The following is a 17,018-nucleotide window of genomic DNA, read 5'->3' as shown; positions in this document are numbered from 1 at the left end:
CATGAGCATTTATGAAATTTTTAAAGATAAGAAGATAGATATAATTTTCAGTAGATTAGAGAACTATATTCAAAAGCATACAAAATCAGTAATAACAAAAGAGTTTTTAACAGGTTTAAAACATTGCATAGAAGAAAGTATAAAAGGTGAAGAATGCCTACAATATTACTATAATCTCGGGGAAAAATCATTTGAAGAAAATATATTATTAGTAGAAAGTATATCAATATTTGATTTTTTAAGAAAAAATTTTATAGCCCATTTACCACTTTCTGTTGATATAAGGGAAGCAAAAAGAGTAGAGAGGTTATTTGAAGATTTAAAGAATAATTTTATAAAAGGATATTTTGAAAAATATATTCAGCAGTTAGAAGAAAAATTGATATTTCTAAAAGAATCTACTAAAAATAAAGATGGCTATTTCTTAGTAAATACCTATATACAACATCTTGATTATTTTATTAGATTTTTAAGAAAATTAAGAGGAGAAAATAATTTTGAGCTAATAGAACATTTTGAATGTAGCCTTTCAGAATGGATAAATTTTGAAGCAAAAAGTTTGGTAGAAGAAAAGAGAATAATAGATGTTTTATTACAATATCATATACAATTTCATGATATGGCATTTTTGATTTACAATTATATAACACAAAAAGATTATCAAAAAGCCTTCTTTTCTTTAAAAGATATGGAAGCAATTTCATTTTGGCTTTTAAATGAACTTATGTATCTAAACACAATCGTTGTAGTAAAAGAATATTCTACTGACCCATTAACCGGTGTATTAACAAGAAGAAATTTAGAACCAATTCTTCTTAAACATATAGAGATAGCCAATTTAACAAAAACACCTATAAGCATAATTATGGTAGATATAGACCATTTTAAAAAGATAAATGATACTTATGGACATATAGTAGGTGATATTGTTTTAAAAGAAGTAGCAAATACATTAAAATCTAATATAAGAAAATCAGATTATATATTCAGATATGGAGGAGAAGAATTTCTCATTTTACTTCCACACACAACCAAGGAAGAGGCTATAAATATTGCAGAAAAATTAAGGAAAGAGATAAAAAATAATGTGATTAAATATGAAGATAAAGAAATAAAAGTTACAGCAAGTTTTGGAGTTGAAGAGATTAAAGATACCACAAAAACTATAAAAGATTTATTAAATCAAGCAGATATAAATCTATATAAAGCAAAAACCTCCGGTAGAGATAGGGTAGTAGGATAAATTAATATTAGTAAATAAGGAGGATTACCTATGACAAAGAAAAATGAAAACAGAGAAACGGAAATAATTAATACTCTTAAAGAGATTTTTATAGAATTTTATAGTGCCTTACATGATGACGACCATTCTTCAGTATTTTTTACATCCCTTAAGCAAGTAGAGTTATTAATAGAAAAACAAAGTGTTGCTCTTTTTAATATGATTAAATCTCTTGAAGAAAATAAAGATGAAGAAGTTAAAAAAGAATTATATAAATTGGCAAAAAGACATTTTGATTTGGGAATATCTCCAAAAAGTATGTTTTATTCCATAGACCTTTATATAAATCTTCTTGAGGTAAATACATGGAAATAAAGTGTAAATTATTAGAGCAATTTAATAATGGTTATCAATTAACAAAAGAAGATATCTCTTTTATTGCAAAGATAGTGAAAGAACAAATAAAATTTATGATAAGAAATAATATTCCTTTATTACCAACAAATTATAGAAACTGGTTTATTGTTTTTTGTTATCTTTTTGAAAATAAGCAGAATTTCACAGATATAGATGCAGTATCTATATATAAAAATTTCTTTGAAGAAAATTGTTGTGATGATAAAGTAGAAAATTTTAAATCTCAGCTTCAAATGCAAAAACTTGAAAAAATAGCAGATAAAATCAGTGAAGATTTAGAAATGGTTGTCAAACTTATAGAGCAAGGGGATACAAATATAGAAAATTCCCAAAAAGCTATAGAACAGGAATGGAATAACGCTAATATTGAAAAAATAGGAGAAAATGTAGAAAAGATTTTAGAAGAACTAAGATTTTTAAGAGAGCAAAATAAAGAATTAAAGGAAAAATTAGAGTATTATAATCAAGAAGTAAAAAAAATTAAAAGATGAATTAATAGAAGCAAAAACAGAAGCAAATCTGGATTTCTTAACAGGTTTACCTAATAGAAGAAGTTTCATCAGAGCATTAGAAGAATATTTTAAATTACTCAAAGAAAAAGGTATTGATTTTTCAATTATTCTTTTTGATATAGATAATTTTAAAAAAATAAATGATACTTATGGACATGATGTTGGAGATTTAGTTTTAAAGGATGTTGCTTCAGTTTTAAAATTTTATTTAAGAGCAAATACAATAGCAGGAAGATTAGGTGGAGAGGAATTTGCTATTTTAATACCTGTAAAGTTGGAAGATGCCGTTAAAGTTGCAGAAAGAATAAGAAAAGTAATGGAAAATAGAGAAATAAGGTATCAGGATAAAATTATTAAATATACAGCCAGTTTTGGAGTTACACAAGCAAAGAAAGATGATACTGTTGATACATTGCTAAAAAGGGCAGATGAACTATTATATAAAGCAAAGAGAAGTGGAAAAAATATTGTAATTGCAGATGGATAAAATTATTAGTAAACTCTTGGTTCATAGCACAAAAAATTTTAAAATTTCTAAACTTCCGAAAAACTCATTACCTTAAAGTAGCATTATGGTAATTCCTTATATAATAAGGAGTTAAAGATTTTTTGATTTATAAGATATTGATTTTATAATATTATTTTAAGCATTGACATGGAAATTTTTATAGTTTATTCTTTTCATCCCCTCTTTTTAAGTTTTTAAATCCCGAATAATCTACTTTATCTCCTTGCTAGCCGGTTTATACCGGTAGCTCTTTTTTTAAGATGAATATGATTTTTTGTTATTTAAGTAGTCCAATCTTCTATTTTTAATTTTTTGATTCTGGAAAATTCTTTTGTATTGTTTGTAACTAATACAGCATTTAAGGATAAAGCATGAGCTGCTATTTGAAGGTCATAAGCTCCAATAATATTTCCTGTTTTTTCTAAATAAGCTCTCAACTTTCCATATTCCTCAGCTGCATTTAAATCAAAAGGTAAAACCTCAAAAAAATCTATAAATGTTTTTATTGTAGTTATTAATTTTTGGCTTTCTTTTTTATAAGCACCATATAAAAGTTCCGATGCTACAATGCTTGAGATTACAACTCTATTATCTTTACTTACAATTTTAAGTTTTTCTTTTACAGATAATGGTTTTTCCCTAATTATAAAGCTACAAATATTTGTATCAAGCATATAAATCATTAAAATAATTCTCTTTCTTGTGGTTTTGGTTGATTTCTATCTTTTAAGAAATTTTCAATTTCTTTCTCTTCCAATTCTTCTAAAATTTCAAATAAAACATCCCATTTTTCTTTTTCAGGGAATATAACTAATTTATTATCTTGCTTTGTAATATAAACTTCTTCTGTATCTATCTGATAGCCTTTAGGTAATCTCACTGCTAAAGAATTTCCACTTTTAAAGATTTTAGTTTTTTTCATGGTTCATCGCCCCTAAAGTATGTATTTACTATAAAATATATACATTTAATTTTAAAATGCAAAATAAAGTATTCCTGTTTCCAGAGATTTTTTCTTTAATTTCTTTATATCATTTTCGGTTATTTTTATAGATATAGATTTTTTCTTATGTTTTTCTATTAGTGCATTTTTCAATTTTATTTTTTCTTCTTCCAAATTTTTTACCGGTTGCCATTCATCGTTTTGTATTTCATTTTTTAATTTTTTTTCATCAATCATATTTATCACCTCTTAGATATTTTTAATATATTTTACAAAAAAGTTGCAAAAAAAATTTTTTTATTGTATCCTTTTTAATGGTTAAACAAAATAGGGGGTGCATAGCTATGCAAAAATTAAAAATTTACAGATTATTAATTATTTTTATCCTTACATTCTTAATTCCTCTCGTCAAAGCAGAAGCAAAACAACATAAAAAAATATCAAATCATAAGAAACATTCAGTAAAAAAACATTATAAAAAAGTAAAAATTCAAAAAGTTAGTTATCATATTGGAAATATTGTTTACCACGACGATATACCGGCTAATAAAAATGTAGTAAAATATGCCATAGGATTACTTGGCACTAATTACAGATTTGGTGGTAGTTCTATAAATGGTATAGATTGCTCTTCTTTTGTTCAGAATGTATTTAAGCTTGAAGGAATAGAGCTTCCAAGAACTGCAAGAGAACAGGCTTTATATGGCTATTTTGTTAGTAAAGAAAATCTAAAACCGGGAGATTTATTATTCTTTGCAACTTATGCAAGATATCCTTCCCATGTTGGTATATATATAGGTGATGGAAAAATGATACATGCATCATCAAGAGGTGATAGAGTAGAAATAACGTCAATAAATCAGGAATATTATCAAAGAAGATTTTTATTTGCAAAAAGAATTCCTCCAAAAGATTTTGAGCCGGAAGTAAAATATAATTCTGAATTTAGCTCAACAGATGATTTAATGGAGTATCTATATGGAAAAAATTAGAAGCACAACTATCTGTGTAGTAAGAAGATATGGAAAAACAGTTATAGCAGGAGATGGTCAGGTCACGGTAGGACATACAGTAATGAAAGAAACTGCAAAGAAAATAAGAAAATTAAATGAAGGAAGAATAGTTGTTGGATTTGCCGGTAGTGCAGCAGATGGCCTTGCATTAATGGAGAGATTAGAAGAAAAACTAAATAAACACAGGGGAAATCTTTTAAGGGCTTCTGTTGAGCTTGCAAAAGATTGGAGAATGGATAAATATTTAAGAAGACTTGAAGCAGTAATGGTAGCAGCAGATAAGGAAAATATGCTTTTATTGTCAGGCAATGGTGATGTAATAGAACCGGATGAGCCGGTTTTGGCAATAGGTTCAGGTGGAGAGTATGCAAGGGCAGCAGCATTAGCTTTATATAGAAATACAGAGATGTCAGCAAGAGAAATAGTAGAGCAAGCAATGAAAATAGCCGGAGAGATATGTATTTATACTAACCAAAATATCATAGTAGAAGAGATTGAATAATTTATATATAGAAGTTGCTTTACCTGTTAGTTTATACCAAACATTTTGGTATAAGGTAGAAGGAAATTACAAAAAAGAAGATTTAATAGGTAGAAGAGTTTTAGTTCCTATTAAAAATTGGTCTTCCTACGGGGTTTGTATATCTGCATCGGAAGAAGAGCCACAGCTAAATGATATTCAGCTAAAATATATAGAAGATATACCGGATAAAGAGCCGGTTTTTACCCAAAAAGAGATAAATATAATGAAAAAAATATCAGATTATTATGTATCATCACTCGGACTTGTTATAGATTTTTTCCTTCCTAACTCTTTAAAATGGGAAAAAATAAATGATAAATGGCAGGGTAAAGCAAGAGAAGAAATTATATATATCCCAAATGTTGCAACCCTACATAATATCCCAAAAATCACAGAAAAACAAAAAGAATTACTTGAAATAATACTTGAAAAAGGTGAAATATCAAAATCAGAAATTAAAGAAATTGGTTTTTCGGAAAGTATAATAAATGCTTTAGTTAAAAAATCATTAATTAAAAGATTAGAAGGATTACATTATAAAATCCAATCTGAGAAAATTTTAAAAACAGAAAAAAATATATATCAGGGCTTTCAGATAAATCTTGAAAATAAGCTTTATTCTCTTGATTATATTTATCCGGAAGAAAGATTGGAATTTTATAAAAAATTATTTTTATATTATCTATCTCAAAATAAAAGCATTTTGGTTGTTTTTCCTTCTATATCCGAAATAGATGCAATATATAAAAAACTGAAAAATATATTTGCAGATAAATTATTTATATACCACGATGCCTTATCAAAGGCTTTACAACAAAAAGTATGGTTTAATTTAAAAAATCTATCCGGCACTATTACACTTGGGACAATATCTTCTTTAATGATACCTATCAAAAATTTATCTTTAATTATTTTGGAAAATGCATCTTCAGATAGTTATAAATCTATGAGAACCCCAAGAATTGAAGCAAAAAGGGTAGTTTATGAAATTCATAAAGAAAAAAATATACCGGTAATTTTTAGTTCAACGATACCATCCTTAGAGATTTTTTATAGTAAAAAAATAAATCTGATAAAACCTTTAAAAGAAAAATCAAAAATAAAAGCAAAAATAGAAATATTAAATATCTCAAAAAAAGAGATTTTTGATAATCTCAAAAAAATAATAACAGAAAAAAACAAAAGATATCTGATAATTGCAAACAGAAAACCATATTCTTTAATGCTTTATTGTGAAAGATGTGATGAAGAGGTTTTATGTGAAGATTGCAAAGTTCCACTTAGAATTTATAAAGAAAATCAAAAAAAATATCTAAAATGTGATAAATGCAATAAAATTTATGAATATATTACACATTGCCCAAGATGTGATTTTTTGCTTAAGGAGATAGGATTTGGTAGTTTAAAAGTTGAAGAGTTTATAAAAAAAGAGTTTAAAAATTACAAAATAGATGTAAAAACAACTATCTTAGATAAAGATTTTTCCGTAGATAAATATGATTATATTATAAATCTTTATCCGGAATTTTTGCTAAATATATCTGATTTTAGAGGCAGTGAAAAATTTTTAAGAGTTTTAACTATACCTGCATATAAAGCATTGATAAAATATATAATAATATCTCAGGAAGATATAAAGATAGATAATTTTTATAAGTATATAAAACAATCTTTTGAAACAGAGCTTCAAATAAGAAAAGATTTCTCACTTCCACCATTTTCAAAATTAATATATTTACAATTTTCAAAAAATAATTTAAAATTAGAAGATATTGCAGGATTTGTAAAAGAGTTTGAAAGTTATGTATTAAATAAATATGAAAGTCATGTTAGAGGAAAAAATATATTTTCTTTTATTTTAAAAGATTTTAAAGATAAACAAAAACTTGCACAAATCTATAAAGAAGCTACTGCAAAAGGAATAAAATTAATAATAGATGTTGACCCAAAAAGATTTTAAAGAGGTGAAGAAGATGGAAAGATTATACTCTCCTTGGCGTTCCCAATATATAGATGGTCTTGAAAAATCAGAAGGATGTTTTTTATGTAAAGCATTTGAAGAAAAAGATGATGATAAAAATTTAGTTTTATATCGGGGAGAAAGGGCTTTTGTTATACTAAATCTTTATCCTTACAATGCAGGGCATCTTATGGTTTGCCCTAATCAGCATATTGGAGATTTTACAGCATTAGATAAAGAAACTTTATGTGAAATATCTCTTCTTACACAGGATATGGTAAAGCTTTTGAAAAAAGTTTTAAAACCTGATGGATTTAATATTGGTTATAATCTCGGTAGAGCTGCCGGTGCCGGACTGGAAACACATATACATAATCATATCGTCCCAAGATGGATTGGAGATACAAATTTTATGCCGGTTTTGGGAGAAACAAGGGTTATATCTTATGATTTAAAAGAAACTTATTTAAAATTAAAGGAAGGTTTAAAAGATGTTAAGTAAAATAAAACTTTTATTTTGGCTAATTATTTTGCTTCTTGTAGCCTATTTTGTGGCTATGAATAGTCAAATTCAGGTAGTTGTAAATCTAATACCCGGTTATCAAACTATGCCATTGCCACTTTCATTGGTAATTATTTTTAGTATTATTATAGGTGCTGTTCTTGTTTTAATTCTTGCAATTACAGATTGGATTAATTTTAAATTAGAATGGATGAAGATAAAAAAAGAGATGGAGAAATTAAGATTAGAAAATGAAAATCTAAAATCTCAATTAGATAAAATAAAATCCCAAACATAGAGGAAAAAATTGGAAATAGAAAAAAAGTTGCCATCTATCACAATAGAATGTGATTGTAATAAACCGGTAGAAGATGCCAATTCTGAATGTTTTCAATGTGGTATTAAGTATTGCATTTGTTATAGCAAACTCAATAAGAGTTAAAAATTGGTAATTAATCACCAAAATTAGAAGGTAGTATCTTGTCATACCTTAAATCTGCTTTGCTACCTTCTAACCAAGGTTTTCTTCCGTAAATCAATACCTCTTCTGCTTCTACATTTTCAAACCATACATTTGATAATCTTGATTTTCTCATATCACTATAACTAAATTTAGTTTTTATAAAAGATGAATTACTAAAATCAGAACCTCTTAAATTAGAATAAACCATCTCTACATTATCAAAATTAGAGCGTAAAAATTTGCTGTCTTCTAATCTTACATTTACCATATATGCATTTTTAAATGAGCTATCTGAAACATCTGAAACGAGGATACTTGCTCTAAAAAGATTTGCACCTTCAAAATTTGATTTTCTTAAATTTACTCTTTGAAATATAACTCTTTGTAAATTTGCATTTTTAAAATTTACATTTTGCATATTTGCATCAGCTATAAATAAACCTTCTAAATTTGCTCCTTCAAGATTTACATCTTCTAAATTGGCACCGGTTAAAGTAAAATTTCTTAAATCAAGACCGGATAAATCAAGACCGGATAAATCTTCAAAACTTAAATCAATATCTTTTCCTTCTTTTATCATTTTTTCAATCTCTTCTCTTGTAATTTTTCCCATTGTAAACCTCTCTTTTAAATTTTTAGTAAAATAAATATAACAAAAGGAGATAATTAAAATATGATAAAAGCTATAATTTTGGCAAGTGGCAAAGGCAGTAGATTTGGAGAAAAGAAACAATTTTTCAAGTTAAATGGAAAACCTCTGTTTGAATATTCTATAGAAGTTATTGATAATATAGAAAATATTGATTGTATATATTTAGTTTTACCACCGGAAGATTTAGGTATAAAATTACCTAAAACAAAAAAAGAAGTTATAAAAGTAGCCGGTGGAACAGAAAGACAGTTTTCTGTATATAACGCATTGCAAAAAATAAAAAATGCTGAGATTATAACAATCCATGATTCAGCAAGACCATTTGCAACAAAGGATTATTTCGTAGAAGGAATAAATAATATAAAATCCGGATATGATGGCTCTATTACAGCTTACAAATCAAGGGATACTTTAAAAGTTGTAAGAGAAAATATAGTCCGGAAAACATTAAACAGAGAAGAAATATATATAATCCAAACACCACAAACTTTTGATTTTGATAAATTATTATATGCCCATAAAAAAGCTATTGAAGATAATATATTAGCAACAGATGATAGCTATTTGATGGAAAGATTAGGTTTTAAAATAACAATCAACCAAGGCTCCCCTTTAAATATAAAAATTACTACAAAAGAAGATATAACCCTTGCCAACTGTATTTTAACTATAAAATCATTGATGATTTATCAAAATTAGAAAAAATCTCTGGTATAATAATTGAAATAACAGAAAGAGAGTTAGTTGATATGGTAGAAGGAAAAGAAAAGATAGAAAAATTAAGAATGGAAGGGGTAAAAATATCCATAGATGATTTCGGGACAGGTTATTCATCATTAAAATATCTAATAATTTTTAAAAAAGGAGGTATGAAGGATGATAGAAGTTCCGGACAATGAGTTTTTGGTGTCAAAAACGAATGAAAAAGGAATTATTACTTATGCAAACACAACATTTATAAAGGTATCAGGATATACGGAAGAGGAGCTGGTAGGTAAAAATCATAATATGGTAAGACATCCGGATATGCCAAGGACAATTTTTAAACTACTTTGGGATACTATCAAAGAAGGCAAAGAGTTTTGGGGATATGTAAAAAATAGAGCCAAAAATGGAGATTATTACTGGGTATTTGCCCATGTTACACCATCTTATGATGAAACCGGAAGAAGAATAATAGGATACCAATCCGATAGAAGAAAACCCAGAAGAGAAGCAGTAGAAAAAGCAGAAGCTCTTTATAGGAAAATATTAGAAGCAGAAAAAATAGGTGGAATGCAGGCAGGAGAAAGATTATTAAATCAGGTATTAAATGAAAGTGGAATGAGTTATGAGGAGTTCGTATGGACGCTGTAAAATCTAAATCTCAAGTTTTTGAGGAAATGGGGAAAATAGACCCTTTAACCTTTTTTCTCATTGTTTCTATTATAGTTCTTGTAGTATTAGCCGTTTTAATATGGTCTTATTATACCACTTCCGATGCCGGAAGATTTTTAAGAATATTATATAAAAATATATTTGGAGGAAGAAAGAGATGGAAAAAATAAGTTCATTACAAAAAGTTCAGTATCTAAATATCATATCCATAGCCCTTTTTAGCTTTGCTTTGGTAATAGAAATATATAAGCATGGATTTGATTTTATCAGGATTTTAAATTTTATTAATTTTATCACAGCATGGCTTATATTCGTAAATATCAGAAAAGCTCAAAACACATTGAAGATTGTATCCAATATTTTATCCGATGCAAAAGTAGGACATCTTGAAGGAAGAATAGTTTTACTAAAAGATGGCGGTGAAATGAAAGAAATGGCTAATAATCTGAATGATTTTCTTGACCAAGTTGAAGTATTTTTAAGGGAGATAAAAACACCTATAGAGTATGCAGCAGAAGGTAAATTTTATAGAAAAGTTGTGTCAGACGGATTTAAAGGAGAGTTTAAATTATTAGCAGATGCCCTAAATATTCCTCTTGAAAAGATGAAAGAAAATCAATTTTTCATAGAAAGGGTTAAACTGAATGCAAAATTAGGAGAACTTGGTGGTGGTATAACTGCAGGACTTACAATTATTCAGCAAGATTTATTGAAAACAATAGATAGGGCTAAATTGATAGTAGAAAAAAGTAAAGAAACAGCATCTGCCTCGCAGGAAGGAGTAAAAATACTTGAAGAAATTGTTAATAATCTTAATAATCTAACTGCATTGATAGAAGAATCTAATAAAGTAATAGAACATCTTGCAGAAAAAACTGAAAATGTAAATCTTGTTATAAATCTGATTAAAGATATAGCAGAACAAACAAACTTACTTGCATTAAATGCAGCAATAGAGGCAGCAAGAGCCGGTGAAATGGGAAGGGGGTTTGCAGTAGTTGCAGATGAAGTTAGAAAACTTGCAGAAAGAACCCAAAAAGCAACAGATGAAGTAACCCAAAGTCTAACCCAGTTGAAAGAAGAAAGCAAAAATACACTGGAAAAATCAGAAAGTATGACAGCCATAGCAAGAAATTCAGCCCAGTATGTATCAAACTTTAAAACAACAATATATAAATTTAATGAAAATGCCAACATTACATCAAAAATAGCAGACCTTGTTGAAAAAGTTATATTTGTAACAAAATCAAAACTTGACCATATCATATTCAAAAACAAAGCTTACGGCTCTGTATATCATTTACAACCTATGACTTTCTATAAACCACATACCGAATGTGCATTCGGAAAATGGTATTACTCAGACGGTAAAAAAGAGTTTGGAAATGATGAATACTTTATCAGAATAGAAACACCACATGAATTAGTCCATAAATATGTTTATGAAAATGCAAAATATCTTGAATCTCCAAACCCTGAAATTGAAGTTGTAAAACATAAAGAAGAAATAATTTATAACTTTGAAAAAATGGAAGAAGCAAGTGATGAACTCTTTAAATTGTTAGATAAAAATATAGAAGATACAGAAAAAGAGTATAATATTAAATAAAAACGGAGGATAAGTTATGGATAAAAAAGAAGTAATTAATCAACTTAAAGAGCAGGTTAACCAGATAAACCAGATGATAGAGAATATCTCAAAAATTTCTAAGCAATCAAATCTGCTTGCACTAAATGCTGCTATAGAGGCTGCAAGGGTAGGAGAAGCCGGTAAAGGATTTTCGGTTGTGGCAAGTGAATTTAGAAAATTAGCAGATAATATAAATAAAACAACAATAGAGATAAAGGCTTTAATGAGTAAACTTGAAGATGAGATTAAAAATTTAGATGAAGAGGGGTAAGCTATGGCAGAATATGGATTACCGGAGACTCTAAAAACAGGTAAAAATGAGCTTGAGATAATTGATTTTAGAATATTTGAGGATAGGGAAGATGGTTTATATGAATGGATACTGGGGGTTAATGTTGCAAAGGTAAAAGAAGTTCTCAGAACTCCACCTCTTACAAAAGTTCCTAATATGCCAAAAGAAGTAGAAGGAATGGCAGAAATAAGGGGAGAACTTATACCGGTAGTAAGTATAGCAAAATGGATAGGAATAAATGAACCACCGGAAAGAAAAAAATATCTACTTTTTATGGAATTTTTAAGGGAAAAAGTAGGTGTAATAATCCATGCTGCAAAGAGAATAAGAAGAATTTCTTGGAGTGATATAAAAAAAGCACCGGATGTATTAAATACAAGATTAAATGGCAGAATCACCGGTGTAGTAGATACGGAAGAAGGATTATTATTAATACTTGATTTTGAAGGAATACTTCATGATATGGGATTACTTAAAGTATTTGATGTAGAAAAAGTAAAAGAGATAGAAGTTCCTCATAAATTAAATATTTTAGTAGCAGAAGATTCACCGGTTGCCAGAAAGATAATAAAAGATATTCTTGAATCTGCCGGACACCATGTAATTATCACAGAAGATGGAAAACAGGCATGGGATAAGTTAAATGAATTACTGCAAAAAGCCCAGCAAGAAGGTAAATCAATAAGGGATTATATAGATTTAGTTCTTACCGATATTGAAATGCCATCTATGGATGGGCTTACACTTACAAATCTGATAAAACATACACCGGGATTTTTAGATTTACCGGTTATTGTCAATACTACATTATCAGATGAAGCAAATAAACAAAAAGCATTTACGGTAGGAGCAGATGATTTTATAGTGAAATTTGATGCAAAATCTATACTTGAAATGATTAATAAACATGCTAAAAAGTAAGGGGGCATAGCAATGATACCGGAAGATATGAGAGAGATTTTTGAAGAATTTTTGATAGAAGCAAAAGAACATTTAGAGAATTTGGAAAATACATTATTACAGCTTGAAAAAGACCCTGAAAATCAGGAACTTATAAATTCTGCATTTAGAAGTATGCATACATTAAAAGGTGGTGCAGGGTTCTTGGGTCTAACAGCAATAGTAGAAGTAGCCCATAAAGCAGAAGATTTACTTGGCAAGATAAAAGAAGGAAAAATAAGATTTACATCAGATATAGGAGATATTCTTTTAAAAGCAGTAGATAGTCTGAAAAATGCCCTTTACGGATATGAAACGGAAGGATTTGCAAATGTGGATGAAGAAATAATAAAAGAACTTGAATCGGTTCTCGGAGGAAAAAAAGAAGAAACAAATAAAGAAAATAAAGAGATAACCCTTGAATCCTTGCTTGATAAATACGGATTATCTCATCTAAAAGGAAAACCGATAGAAGAAATCCTTGAAGAGCTTGTGTTATTACCACCTCATAAAAGACCTCAGGAGATAATAGATTTTATAGATAGATTACTAAATCCTGAAGAAACTACTCCACCACCTCAAATTATTCAGAAGATAGAAGAAGAAGCAGCACAAAAGATGCTTGAGATGGTGGAAGAAGAGATTGCGGGAAAAGACCTGTCTGAAAACGGAAATAATAAAGAAGAAAAGCCGGTAGAAACCACCCAAAAACAAGCAGTAGAAACTACTCAAAAGCAGGCAGAAAAACCGGCAACAAAAAAGGTAGTAGAAGAAGAGGAAAAGGTTCTAAGAATAGATATAAAGAAAATAGAAGATTTGATGAATTTGGTAGGAGAACTTGTCCTTGATAGAAATAGATTGCTAAGAGCAGTAAATGAGTTGGTTGCAAAATATCAGGATAAAGTGGTAGAAGATATAGAGGCTGCTACATCTTCCATAGATAGGGTTGTGGGAGATTTACAACTTGCAGTAATGAAAACAAGAATGCAACCGGTAAAAAGATTATTCCAAAAATTCAGCAGGGTAGTAAGGGATTTATCCAAAATAGTAGGTAAGGAAGTAGAGCTTATAATACAGGGTGAAGATACAGAAATGGATAAATCTATACTTGAAAAACTTGAAGAGCCTTTAGTGCATATTATCAGAAATAGTTTAGACCACGGAATAGAGCCACCGGAAGAAAGAAAGAGACTTGGAAAACCACCGGTAGGTAAAATTATTTTAAGGGCATACTATCAAGGAGATAGGGTATATATAGAGATAGAAGATGATGGAAGAGGTATAGACCCTGACAAAGTAGCCAGAAAAGCAATAGAAAAAGGATTGATAACAAAAGACCAGCTTGAAAAAATGACCGAAAAAGAAATAGTATCCCTCATATTTACTCCCGGATTTTCTACTGCAGAGCAGGTATCCCAGATATCCGGTCGTGGAGTAGGAATGGATGTTGTTATGACAACTGTTCTCAATTTTAGAGGAACGATAGATATATGGTCAGAAAAAGGAAGGGGAACAAAAATAAGTATAGCATTCCCTCTAACCGTAGGAATAATAAGGTCATTAATTGTATCTATTAGTGGTAAAAAATTTGCAATTCCTATATTCCTTGTAAATGAGATAGTATCTGCAGATAATGCAGAGATAAAACATCTATCAGGCAGAAATGTGCTTTTACTAAGGGAAAAAACATTACCTTTACTTGACCTTTCGGAAATCCTTAAACTTCAAAAAAGTAAAGTAGGTTATGTTATTGTTTGTATCCTCGGAAATCAAAGAATTGCATTTACGGTAGAAGATTTATTCGGAGATGAAGAAATAGTTATAAAACCACTTGGTAAAATATTCGGAGATATTAAAGGAATATCCGGAGCAACAATAACGGGAGATGGAAAAGTAGTTTTAATTCTTGATATTGTAGAACTTATCAAAAGCAGAAATATTATTAAGATTTAGAGGTAAGGAAGATGGCAGAAATACAACTTAAATCTATGGCAGAAGATATATTAAAAGAAAAAAAAGGAAAAATACTTGAATTTTTAGTAGTAAAACTGGAAGATGAGATAATAGGAATATCTTTAAAAGAAGTTTTGGAAATATCAAAACTACTTGAAATATTTGAAGTGCCTTTATCAGAAAGTTATATAAAAGGAGTAATAAATCTAAGAGGAGAGATAATACCGGTAGTTTCATTAAAAGAAAAGATAGGACTTGAAGAAAAAACGGCATCAAACCGGCTTGTGATAGTAGAAACAAAACTGGGGAAAATAGCATTATTGGTAGATGCAGTTTTAGGTGTCACAAAGATAGAAGAAGATGCTTTAGAACAAAATCCTATGACAAGCATATATAGTGATTATATATCAAATGTAGCCTTATCTAATTTCGGATTTATGAGTATATTAGATTTAAGTAAAGTGTTTAAAGAATAAACAGGAGGAGAAAAAATGGAAGATATTAAAAAAGAGTTAGATGAGCTTGTAAAAAAGATAAAAGAGTTAGAAGGGAAGATAGAAGAAAACACCAAACCTATTGAAGAGGCATCTTCTTTTTTACCTTCCGCTGCAGATAGTCTCAGAGACGTAATGAAATTTACAGAGCAAAAGACAAAAGAGATAATAGATATATTAGATTTAGTAGAAGAAAATAATAAAGTAATAAACCAGACCGTAAAAGAGCTTTTATCATTAAATCCGATAGAACCAATAAAATCTAAACTGGAATTAATAAAAGAAAAAAATGAAGATAATATGAACCAAATTCTTTTAGTTTATACTACTTTATCTTTTCAAGATTTGTCTGCCCAGCAGATAAAGAATGTTATAGAAGCTCTTGAAGATATTAAAAAGATACTTATAAAAATTATAATATCTTCAATAGAAGCAGGTTCGTTGCATGTAGAAAACAAAGATAAAGTAATAGGTAAAGCCACTGAAATGCTAACCGGTGATAGAATATTTCAGGAAGATGTTGATAATATATTAAAAGAACTTGGATTATAAAAAAATTAAATTAGGAGGTTTAATATAAATGGGATTTCCAACAGATATTAAAATTTTAACGGTAGATGATATGGCAACTATGAGAAGAATAATCAAGAGCATTCTTAATCAACTTGGCTATAATAATGTAGATGAAGCAGAAAACGGAAAAGATGCACTTTCCAAATTAAAACAAAACAAATATGACCTTGTTTTACTTGATTGGAATATGCCTGAGATGGATGGTATAACTCTACTTAAAGAGATAAGAAACGACCCACAGCTAAAAGATATTCCGGTAATAATGGTAACGGCAGAAGCAAAAAAAGAAAATGTTTTACTTGCTATCCAGAGTGGAGCCAACAACTATATAGTAAAACCATTTACTGCAGAAACATTAAAAGAAAAACTTGATAAAGTATATGAAAGTTTAAATAAATAACAAGGAGGAATGAAAAATGTTTTGGAAAAAAAGCAATGAAAACAGCAATCCGGTATTTAATGAAGAGGTTGAAAATCTAAAAAGGGAAGTAGAAAGATTAAGAGAGATTGAAAAAGAGTATCGGGAGATAAAAAGACAAAACCATATAGCTTGGCAGATAATAGAAAATCTGCAAGAAGAAGGTGTATTTTGTGCAGATACCGAATTTAAACCCGGAAGAGAAGGAAATAAACTCATTTATGTAAACAGAAGAGGAAAAGAGATAATAGACTCATTGAGGGAAGATATAAGAAGGCTTTATGGCTATGATATATCCGGTAATAATATAGTTGGACAATCAATCCATATTTTCCATAAAAATCCGGATAGAGTAAAAGAAATGCTTAGAGAAACAAAACCGGGAGAGATTAAAAGAAATGCAGACATACCGGTAGGAAATAAAGTTATACAATCAGACAGGTCAGCAATTACAGATTTAGATGGTTCTGTATATTGTTATCTTACAACATGGAAAGATGCTACATGGGACAGATTTATAGAAAAATATATATATACCTTGAGTGAGAAATTAAATTCTAAGGGAAGCATTTATACCTCTTAACAAAGAAAAACCTAAAGCAAAACCATATAAATATGTCAAAAGTG

25 protein-coding genes and 1 pseudogene are annotated in these 17,018 nt (G+C 28.7%); 22 read left to right on the top strand and 4 right to left on the bottom strand.

The features are described 5' to 3' along the window. The first annotated feature begins 1 nt into the window (after position 1). The 4 genes from QOR43_RS06965 to QOR43_RS06950 are packed head-to-tail and all read left to right on the top strand — an operon-like array spanning position 2 to position 2,638. Positions 2-1,243 carry a GGDEF domain-containing protein gene (locus QOR43_RS06965; protein ID WP_265134841.1) on the top strand — a complete coding sequence of 414 codons (1,242 nt, stop codon included), beginning with the start codon at positions 2-4 and terminating at the stop codon, positions 1,241-1,243. A 30-nt stretch (positions 1,244-1,273) separates the two neighbouring features. Next, positions 1,274-1,597, top strand: a complete 324-nt coding sequence (locus tag QOR43_RS06960; RefSeq protein ID WP_265134842.1) for a hypothetical protein — start codon at positions 1,274-1,276, stop codon at positions 1,595-1,597. Continuing rightward, a complete protein-coding gene (locus tag QOR43_RS06955; protein WP_283571457.1) occupies positions 1,588-2,130 on the top strand; it encodes a hypothetical protein in 543 nt (180 codons plus the stop codon). The genes QOR43_RS06960 and QOR43_RS06955 overlap by 10 nt, the downstream gene beginning before the upstream one ends. A 4-nt stretch (positions 2,131-2,134) precedes the next feature. After that, positions 2,135-2,638: a GGDEF domain-containing protein gene (locus tag QOR43_RS06950; RefSeq protein ID WP_345782863.1), complete on the top strand. Its 504-nt coding sequence runs from the start codon at positions 2,135-2,137 to the stop codon at positions 2,636-2,638. A gap of 302 nt (positions 2,639-2,940) precedes the next feature. Here QOR43_RS06950 and vapC read toward each other — a convergent pair whose 3' ends face one another. Genes vapC through QOR43_RS06935 form a run of 3 tightly spaced genes read right to left on the bottom strand, consistent with a single transcriptional unit; the run spans position 2,941 to position 3,839 of the window. Next, entirely contained in the window at positions 2,941-3,342 is a 402-nt protein-coding gene (vapC, locus tag QOR43_RS06945) for a type II toxin-antitoxin system tRNA(fMet)-specific endonuclease VapC (protein ID WP_265134937.1), read from the bottom strand. Continuing rightward, positions 3,342-3,581 (bottom strand): antitoxin, encoded by a 240-nt coding sequence (locus QOR43_RS06940; protein ID WP_265134936.1) that lies wholly within the window; start codon positions 3,579-3,581, stop codon positions 3,342-3,344. Before QOR43_RS06940 ends, vapC begins: the two co-directional genes overlap by 1 nt. A 51-nt stretch (positions 3,582-3,632) precedes the next feature. After that, on the bottom strand, positions 3,633-3,839 hold the full coding sequence (locus QOR43_RS06935; RefSeq protein ID WP_265134935.1) for a hypothetical protein: 207 nt from the start codon (positions 3,837-3,839) through the stop codon (positions 3,633-3,635). A gap of 107 nt (positions 3,840-3,946) precedes the next feature. Here QOR43_RS06935 and QOR43_RS06930 point away from each other — a divergent pair, with 107 nt between their 5' ends. The 5 genes from QOR43_RS06930 to QOR43_RS06910 are packed head-to-tail and all read left to right on the top strand — an operon-like array spanning position 3,947 to position 7,898. Continuing rightward, entirely contained in the window at positions 3,947-4,594 is a 648-nt protein-coding gene (locus QOR43_RS06930) for a C40 family peptidase (protein WP_265134933.1), read from the top strand. Beyond that, the gene (hslV, locus tag QOR43_RS06925) at positions 4,581-5,117 is read left to right on the top strand and encodes an ATP-dependent protease subunit HslV (protein ID WP_265134932.1); all 537 of its coding nucleotides are present in this window, start codon (positions 4,581-4,583) and stop codon (positions 5,115-5,117) included. The genes QOR43_RS06930 and hslV overlap by 14 nt, the downstream gene beginning before the upstream one ends. Next, entirely contained in the window at positions 5,110-7,098 is a 1,989-nt protein-coding gene (locus QOR43_RS06920; RefSeq protein WP_265134931.1) for a primosomal protein N' family DNA-binding protein, read from the top strand. The genes hslV and QOR43_RS06920 overlap by 8 nt, the downstream gene beginning before the upstream one ends. A gap of 13 nt (positions 7,099-7,111) precedes the next feature. Beyond that, positions 7,112-7,600 carry an HIT family protein gene (locus tag QOR43_RS06915; protein ID WP_265134930.1) on the top strand — a complete coding sequence of 163 codons (489 nt, stop codon included), beginning with the start codon at positions 7,112-7,114 and terminating at the stop codon, positions 7,598-7,600. Continuing rightward, positions 7,590-7,898, top strand: coding sequence for a lipopolysaccharide assembly protein LapA domain-containing protein (locus QOR43_RS06910; protein ID WP_265134928.1), 309 nt, complete (start codon positions 7,590-7,592; stop codon positions 7,896-7,898). Before QOR43_RS06915 ends, QOR43_RS06910 begins: the two co-directional genes overlap by 11 nt. A gap of 154 nt (positions 7,899-8,052) precedes the next feature. On the opposite strand, the gene QOR43_RS06905 is transcribed toward QOR43_RS06910, so the two are convergent. Continuing rightward, on the bottom strand, positions 8,053-8,676 hold the full coding sequence (locus tag QOR43_RS06905; protein ID WP_265134927.1) for a pentapeptide repeat-containing protein: 624 nt from the start codon (positions 8,674-8,676) through the stop codon (positions 8,053-8,055). Between the two features lie 60 nt (positions 8,677-8,736). Between QOR43_RS06905 and ispD the strand changes: the two genes are divergently transcribed. From ispD to QOR43_RS06845, 13 genes and pseudogenes are all read left to right on the top strand, one after another. Next, complete coding sequence (gene ispD, locus QOR43_RS06900) at positions 8,737-9,414, top strand: 2-C-methyl-D-erythritol 4-phosphate cytidylyltransferase (RefSeq protein WP_265134926.1); 678 nt, start codon at positions 8,737-8,739, stop codon at positions 9,412-9,414. Further along, positions 9,372-9,614 (top strand): EAL domain-containing protein, encoded by a 243-nt coding sequence (locus tag QOR43_RS08625; RefSeq protein WP_425609140.1) that lies wholly within the window; start codon positions 9,372-9,374, stop codon positions 9,612-9,614. Before ispD ends, QOR43_RS08625 begins: the two co-directional genes overlap by 43 nt. After that, positions 9,592-10,071 carry a PAS domain-containing protein gene (locus tag QOR43_RS06890; RefSeq protein WP_265134924.1) on the top strand — a complete coding sequence of 160 codons (480 nt, stop codon included), beginning with the start codon at positions 9,592-9,594 and terminating at the stop codon, positions 10,069-10,071. The genes QOR43_RS08625 and QOR43_RS06890 overlap by 23 nt, the downstream gene beginning before the upstream one ends. After that, entirely contained in the window at positions 10,059-10,262 is a 204-nt protein-coding gene (locus QOR43_RS06885) for a hypothetical protein (RefSeq protein ID WP_265134923.1), read from the top strand. Before QOR43_RS06890 ends, QOR43_RS06885 begins: the two co-directional genes overlap by 13 nt. Further along, positions 10,250-11,263 (top strand): annotated as a pseudogene (locus QOR43_RS06880) (methyl-accepting chemotaxis protein); the annotation flags it as partial. The gene QOR43_RS06885 and the pseudogene QOR43_RS06880, both read left to right, overlap by 13 nt. After that, positions 11,261-11,701 carry a CZB domain-containing protein gene (locus tag QOR43_RS08620; RefSeq protein WP_425609139.1) on the top strand — a complete coding sequence of 147 codons (441 nt, stop codon included), beginning with the start codon at positions 11,261-11,263 and terminating at the stop codon, positions 11,699-11,701. The pseudogene QOR43_RS06880 and the gene QOR43_RS08620, both read left to right, overlap by 3 nt. Positions 11,702-11,717: 16 nt before the next feature. Next, positions 11,718-11,993, top strand: coding sequence for a methyl-accepting chemotaxis protein (locus QOR43_RS06875; RefSeq protein WP_265134922.1), 276 nt, complete (start codon positions 11,718-11,720; stop codon positions 11,991-11,993). A 3-nt stretch (positions 11,994-11,996) separates the two neighbouring features. Beyond that, positions 11,997-12,935: a chemotaxis protein gene (locus QOR43_RS06870; protein WP_265134921.1), complete on the top strand. Its 939-nt coding sequence runs from the start codon at positions 11,997-11,999 to the stop codon at positions 12,933-12,935. A gap of 12 nt (positions 12,936-12,947) precedes the next feature. Continuing rightward, on the top strand, positions 12,948-14,906 hold the full coding sequence (locus QOR43_RS06865) for a chemotaxis protein CheA (RefSeq protein WP_265134920.1): 1,959 nt from the start codon (positions 12,948-12,950) through the stop codon (positions 14,904-14,906). A gap of 11 nt (positions 14,907-14,917) precedes the next feature. Then, entirely contained in the window at positions 14,918-15,382 is a 465-nt protein-coding gene (locus tag QOR43_RS06860; RefSeq protein WP_265134919.1) for a chemotaxis protein CheW, read from the top strand. 15 nt (positions 15,383-15,397) lie between these two features. Then, positions 15,398-15,952, top strand: a complete 555-nt coding sequence (locus tag QOR43_RS06855; RefSeq protein WP_265134918.1) for a protein phosphatase CheZ — start codon at positions 15,398-15,400, stop codon at positions 15,950-15,952. Positions 15,953-15,980: 28 nt separating this feature from the next. Further along, positions 15,981-16,373 (top strand): chemotaxis response regulator CheY, encoded by a 393-nt coding sequence (locus tag QOR43_RS06850; RefSeq protein ID WP_265134917.1) that lies wholly within the window; start codon positions 15,981-15,983, stop codon positions 16,371-16,373. Positions 16,374-16,389: 16 nt separating this feature from the next. Then, the gene (locus tag QOR43_RS06845) at positions 16,390-16,974 is read left to right on the top strand and encodes a hypothetical protein (RefSeq protein ID WP_265134916.1); all 585 of its coding nucleotides are present in this window, start codon (positions 16,390-16,392) and stop codon (positions 16,972-16,974) included. The last annotated feature ends 44 nt before the right edge of the window (positions 16,975-17,018 follow it).

This window comes from Venenivibrio stagnispumantis, from assembly GCF_900182795.1.
Lineage (GTDB): Bacteria > Aquificota > Aquificia > Aquificales > Hydrogenothermaceae > Venenivibrio > Venenivibrio stagnispumantis.
Note: the sequence above shows the minus strand (reverse complement) of the source record. Positions and strands in the feature narration are given on the sequence as shown.

What these genes read in the sequence shown, in the direction of transcription:
- QOR43_RS06965 (WP_265134841.1), top strand. Translation starts at nt 2, where the DNA reads ATGAGCATTTATGAAATTTTTAAAGATAAGAAGATAGATATAATTTTC.
- QOR43_RS06960 (WP_265134842.1), top strand. Translation starts at nt 1,274, where the DNA reads ATGACAAAGAAAAATGAAAACAGAGAAACGGAAATAATTAATACTCTT.
- QOR43_RS06955 (WP_283571457.1), top strand. Translation starts at nt 1,588, where the DNA reads ATGGAAATAAAGTGTAAATTATTAGAGCAATTTAATAATGGTTATCAA.
- vapC (WP_265134937.1), bottom strand. Translation starts at nt 3,342, where the DNA reads ATGATTTATATGCTTGATACAAATATTTGTAGCTTTATAATTAGGGAA.
- QOR43_RS06940 (WP_265134936.1), bottom strand. Translation starts at nt 3,581, where the DNA reads ATGAAAAAAACTAAAATCTTTAAAAGTGGAAATTCTTTAGCAGTGAGA.
- QOR43_RS06935 (WP_265134935.1), bottom strand. Translation starts at nt 3,839, where the DNA reads ATGATTGATGAAAAAAAATTAAAAAATGAAATACAAAACGATGAATGG.
- QOR43_RS06930 (WP_265134933.1), top strand. Translation starts at nt 3,947, where the DNA reads ATGCAAAAATTAAAAATTTACAGATTATTAATTATTTTTATCCTTACA.
- hslV (WP_265134932.1), top strand. Translation starts at nt 4,581, where the DNA reads ATGGAAAAAATTAGAAGCACAACTATCTGTGTAGTAAGAAGATATGGA.
- QOR43_RS06915 (WP_265134930.1), top strand. Translation starts at nt 7,112, where the DNA reads ATGGAAAGATTATACTCTCCTTGGCGTTCCCAATATATAGATGGTCTT.
- QOR43_RS06910 (WP_265134928.1), top strand. Translation starts at nt 7,590, where the DNA reads ATGTTAAGTAAAATAAAACTTTTATTTTGGCTAATTATTTTGCTTCTT.
- QOR43_RS06905 (WP_265134927.1), bottom strand. Translation starts at nt 8,676, where the DNA reads ATGGGAAAAATTACAAGAGAAGAGATTGAAAAAATGATAAAAGAAGGA.
- ispD (WP_265134926.1), top strand. Translation starts at nt 8,737, where the DNA reads ATGATAAAAGCTATAATTTTGGCAAGTGGCAAAGGCAGTAGATTTGGA.
- QOR43_RS06890 (WP_265134924.1), top strand. Translation starts at nt 9,592, where the DNA reads ATGATAGAAGTTCCGGACAATGAGTTTTTGGTGTCAAAAACGAATGAA.
- QOR43_RS06885 (WP_265134923.1), top strand. Translation starts at nt 10,059, where the DNA reads ATGGACGCTGTAAAATCTAAATCTCAAGTTTTTGAGGAAATGGGGAAA.
- QOR43_RS06875 (WP_265134922.1), top strand. Translation starts at nt 11,718, where the DNA reads ATGGATAAAAAAGAAGTAATTAATCAACTTAAAGAGCAGGTTAACCAG.
- QOR43_RS06870 (WP_265134921.1), top strand. Translation starts at nt 11,997, where the DNA reads ATGGCAGAATATGGATTACCGGAGACTCTAAAAACAGGTAAAAATGAG.
- QOR43_RS06865 (WP_265134920.1), top strand. Translation starts at nt 12,948, where the DNA reads ATGATACCGGAAGATATGAGAGAGATTTTTGAAGAATTTTTGATAGAA.
- QOR43_RS06860 (WP_265134919.1), top strand. Translation starts at nt 14,918, where the DNA reads ATGGCAGAAATACAACTTAAATCTATGGCAGAAGATATATTAAAAGAA.
- QOR43_RS06855 (WP_265134918.1), top strand. Translation starts at nt 15,398, where the DNA reads ATGGAAGATATTAAAAAAGAGTTAGATGAGCTTGTAAAAAAGATAAAA.
- QOR43_RS06850 (WP_265134917.1), top strand. Translation starts at nt 15,981, where the DNA reads ATGGGATTTCCAACAGATATTAAAATTTTAACGGTAGATGATATGGCA.
- QOR43_RS06845 (WP_265134916.1), top strand. Translation starts at nt 16,390, where the DNA reads ATGTTTTGGAAAAAAAGCAATGAAAACAGCAATCCGGTATTTAATGAA.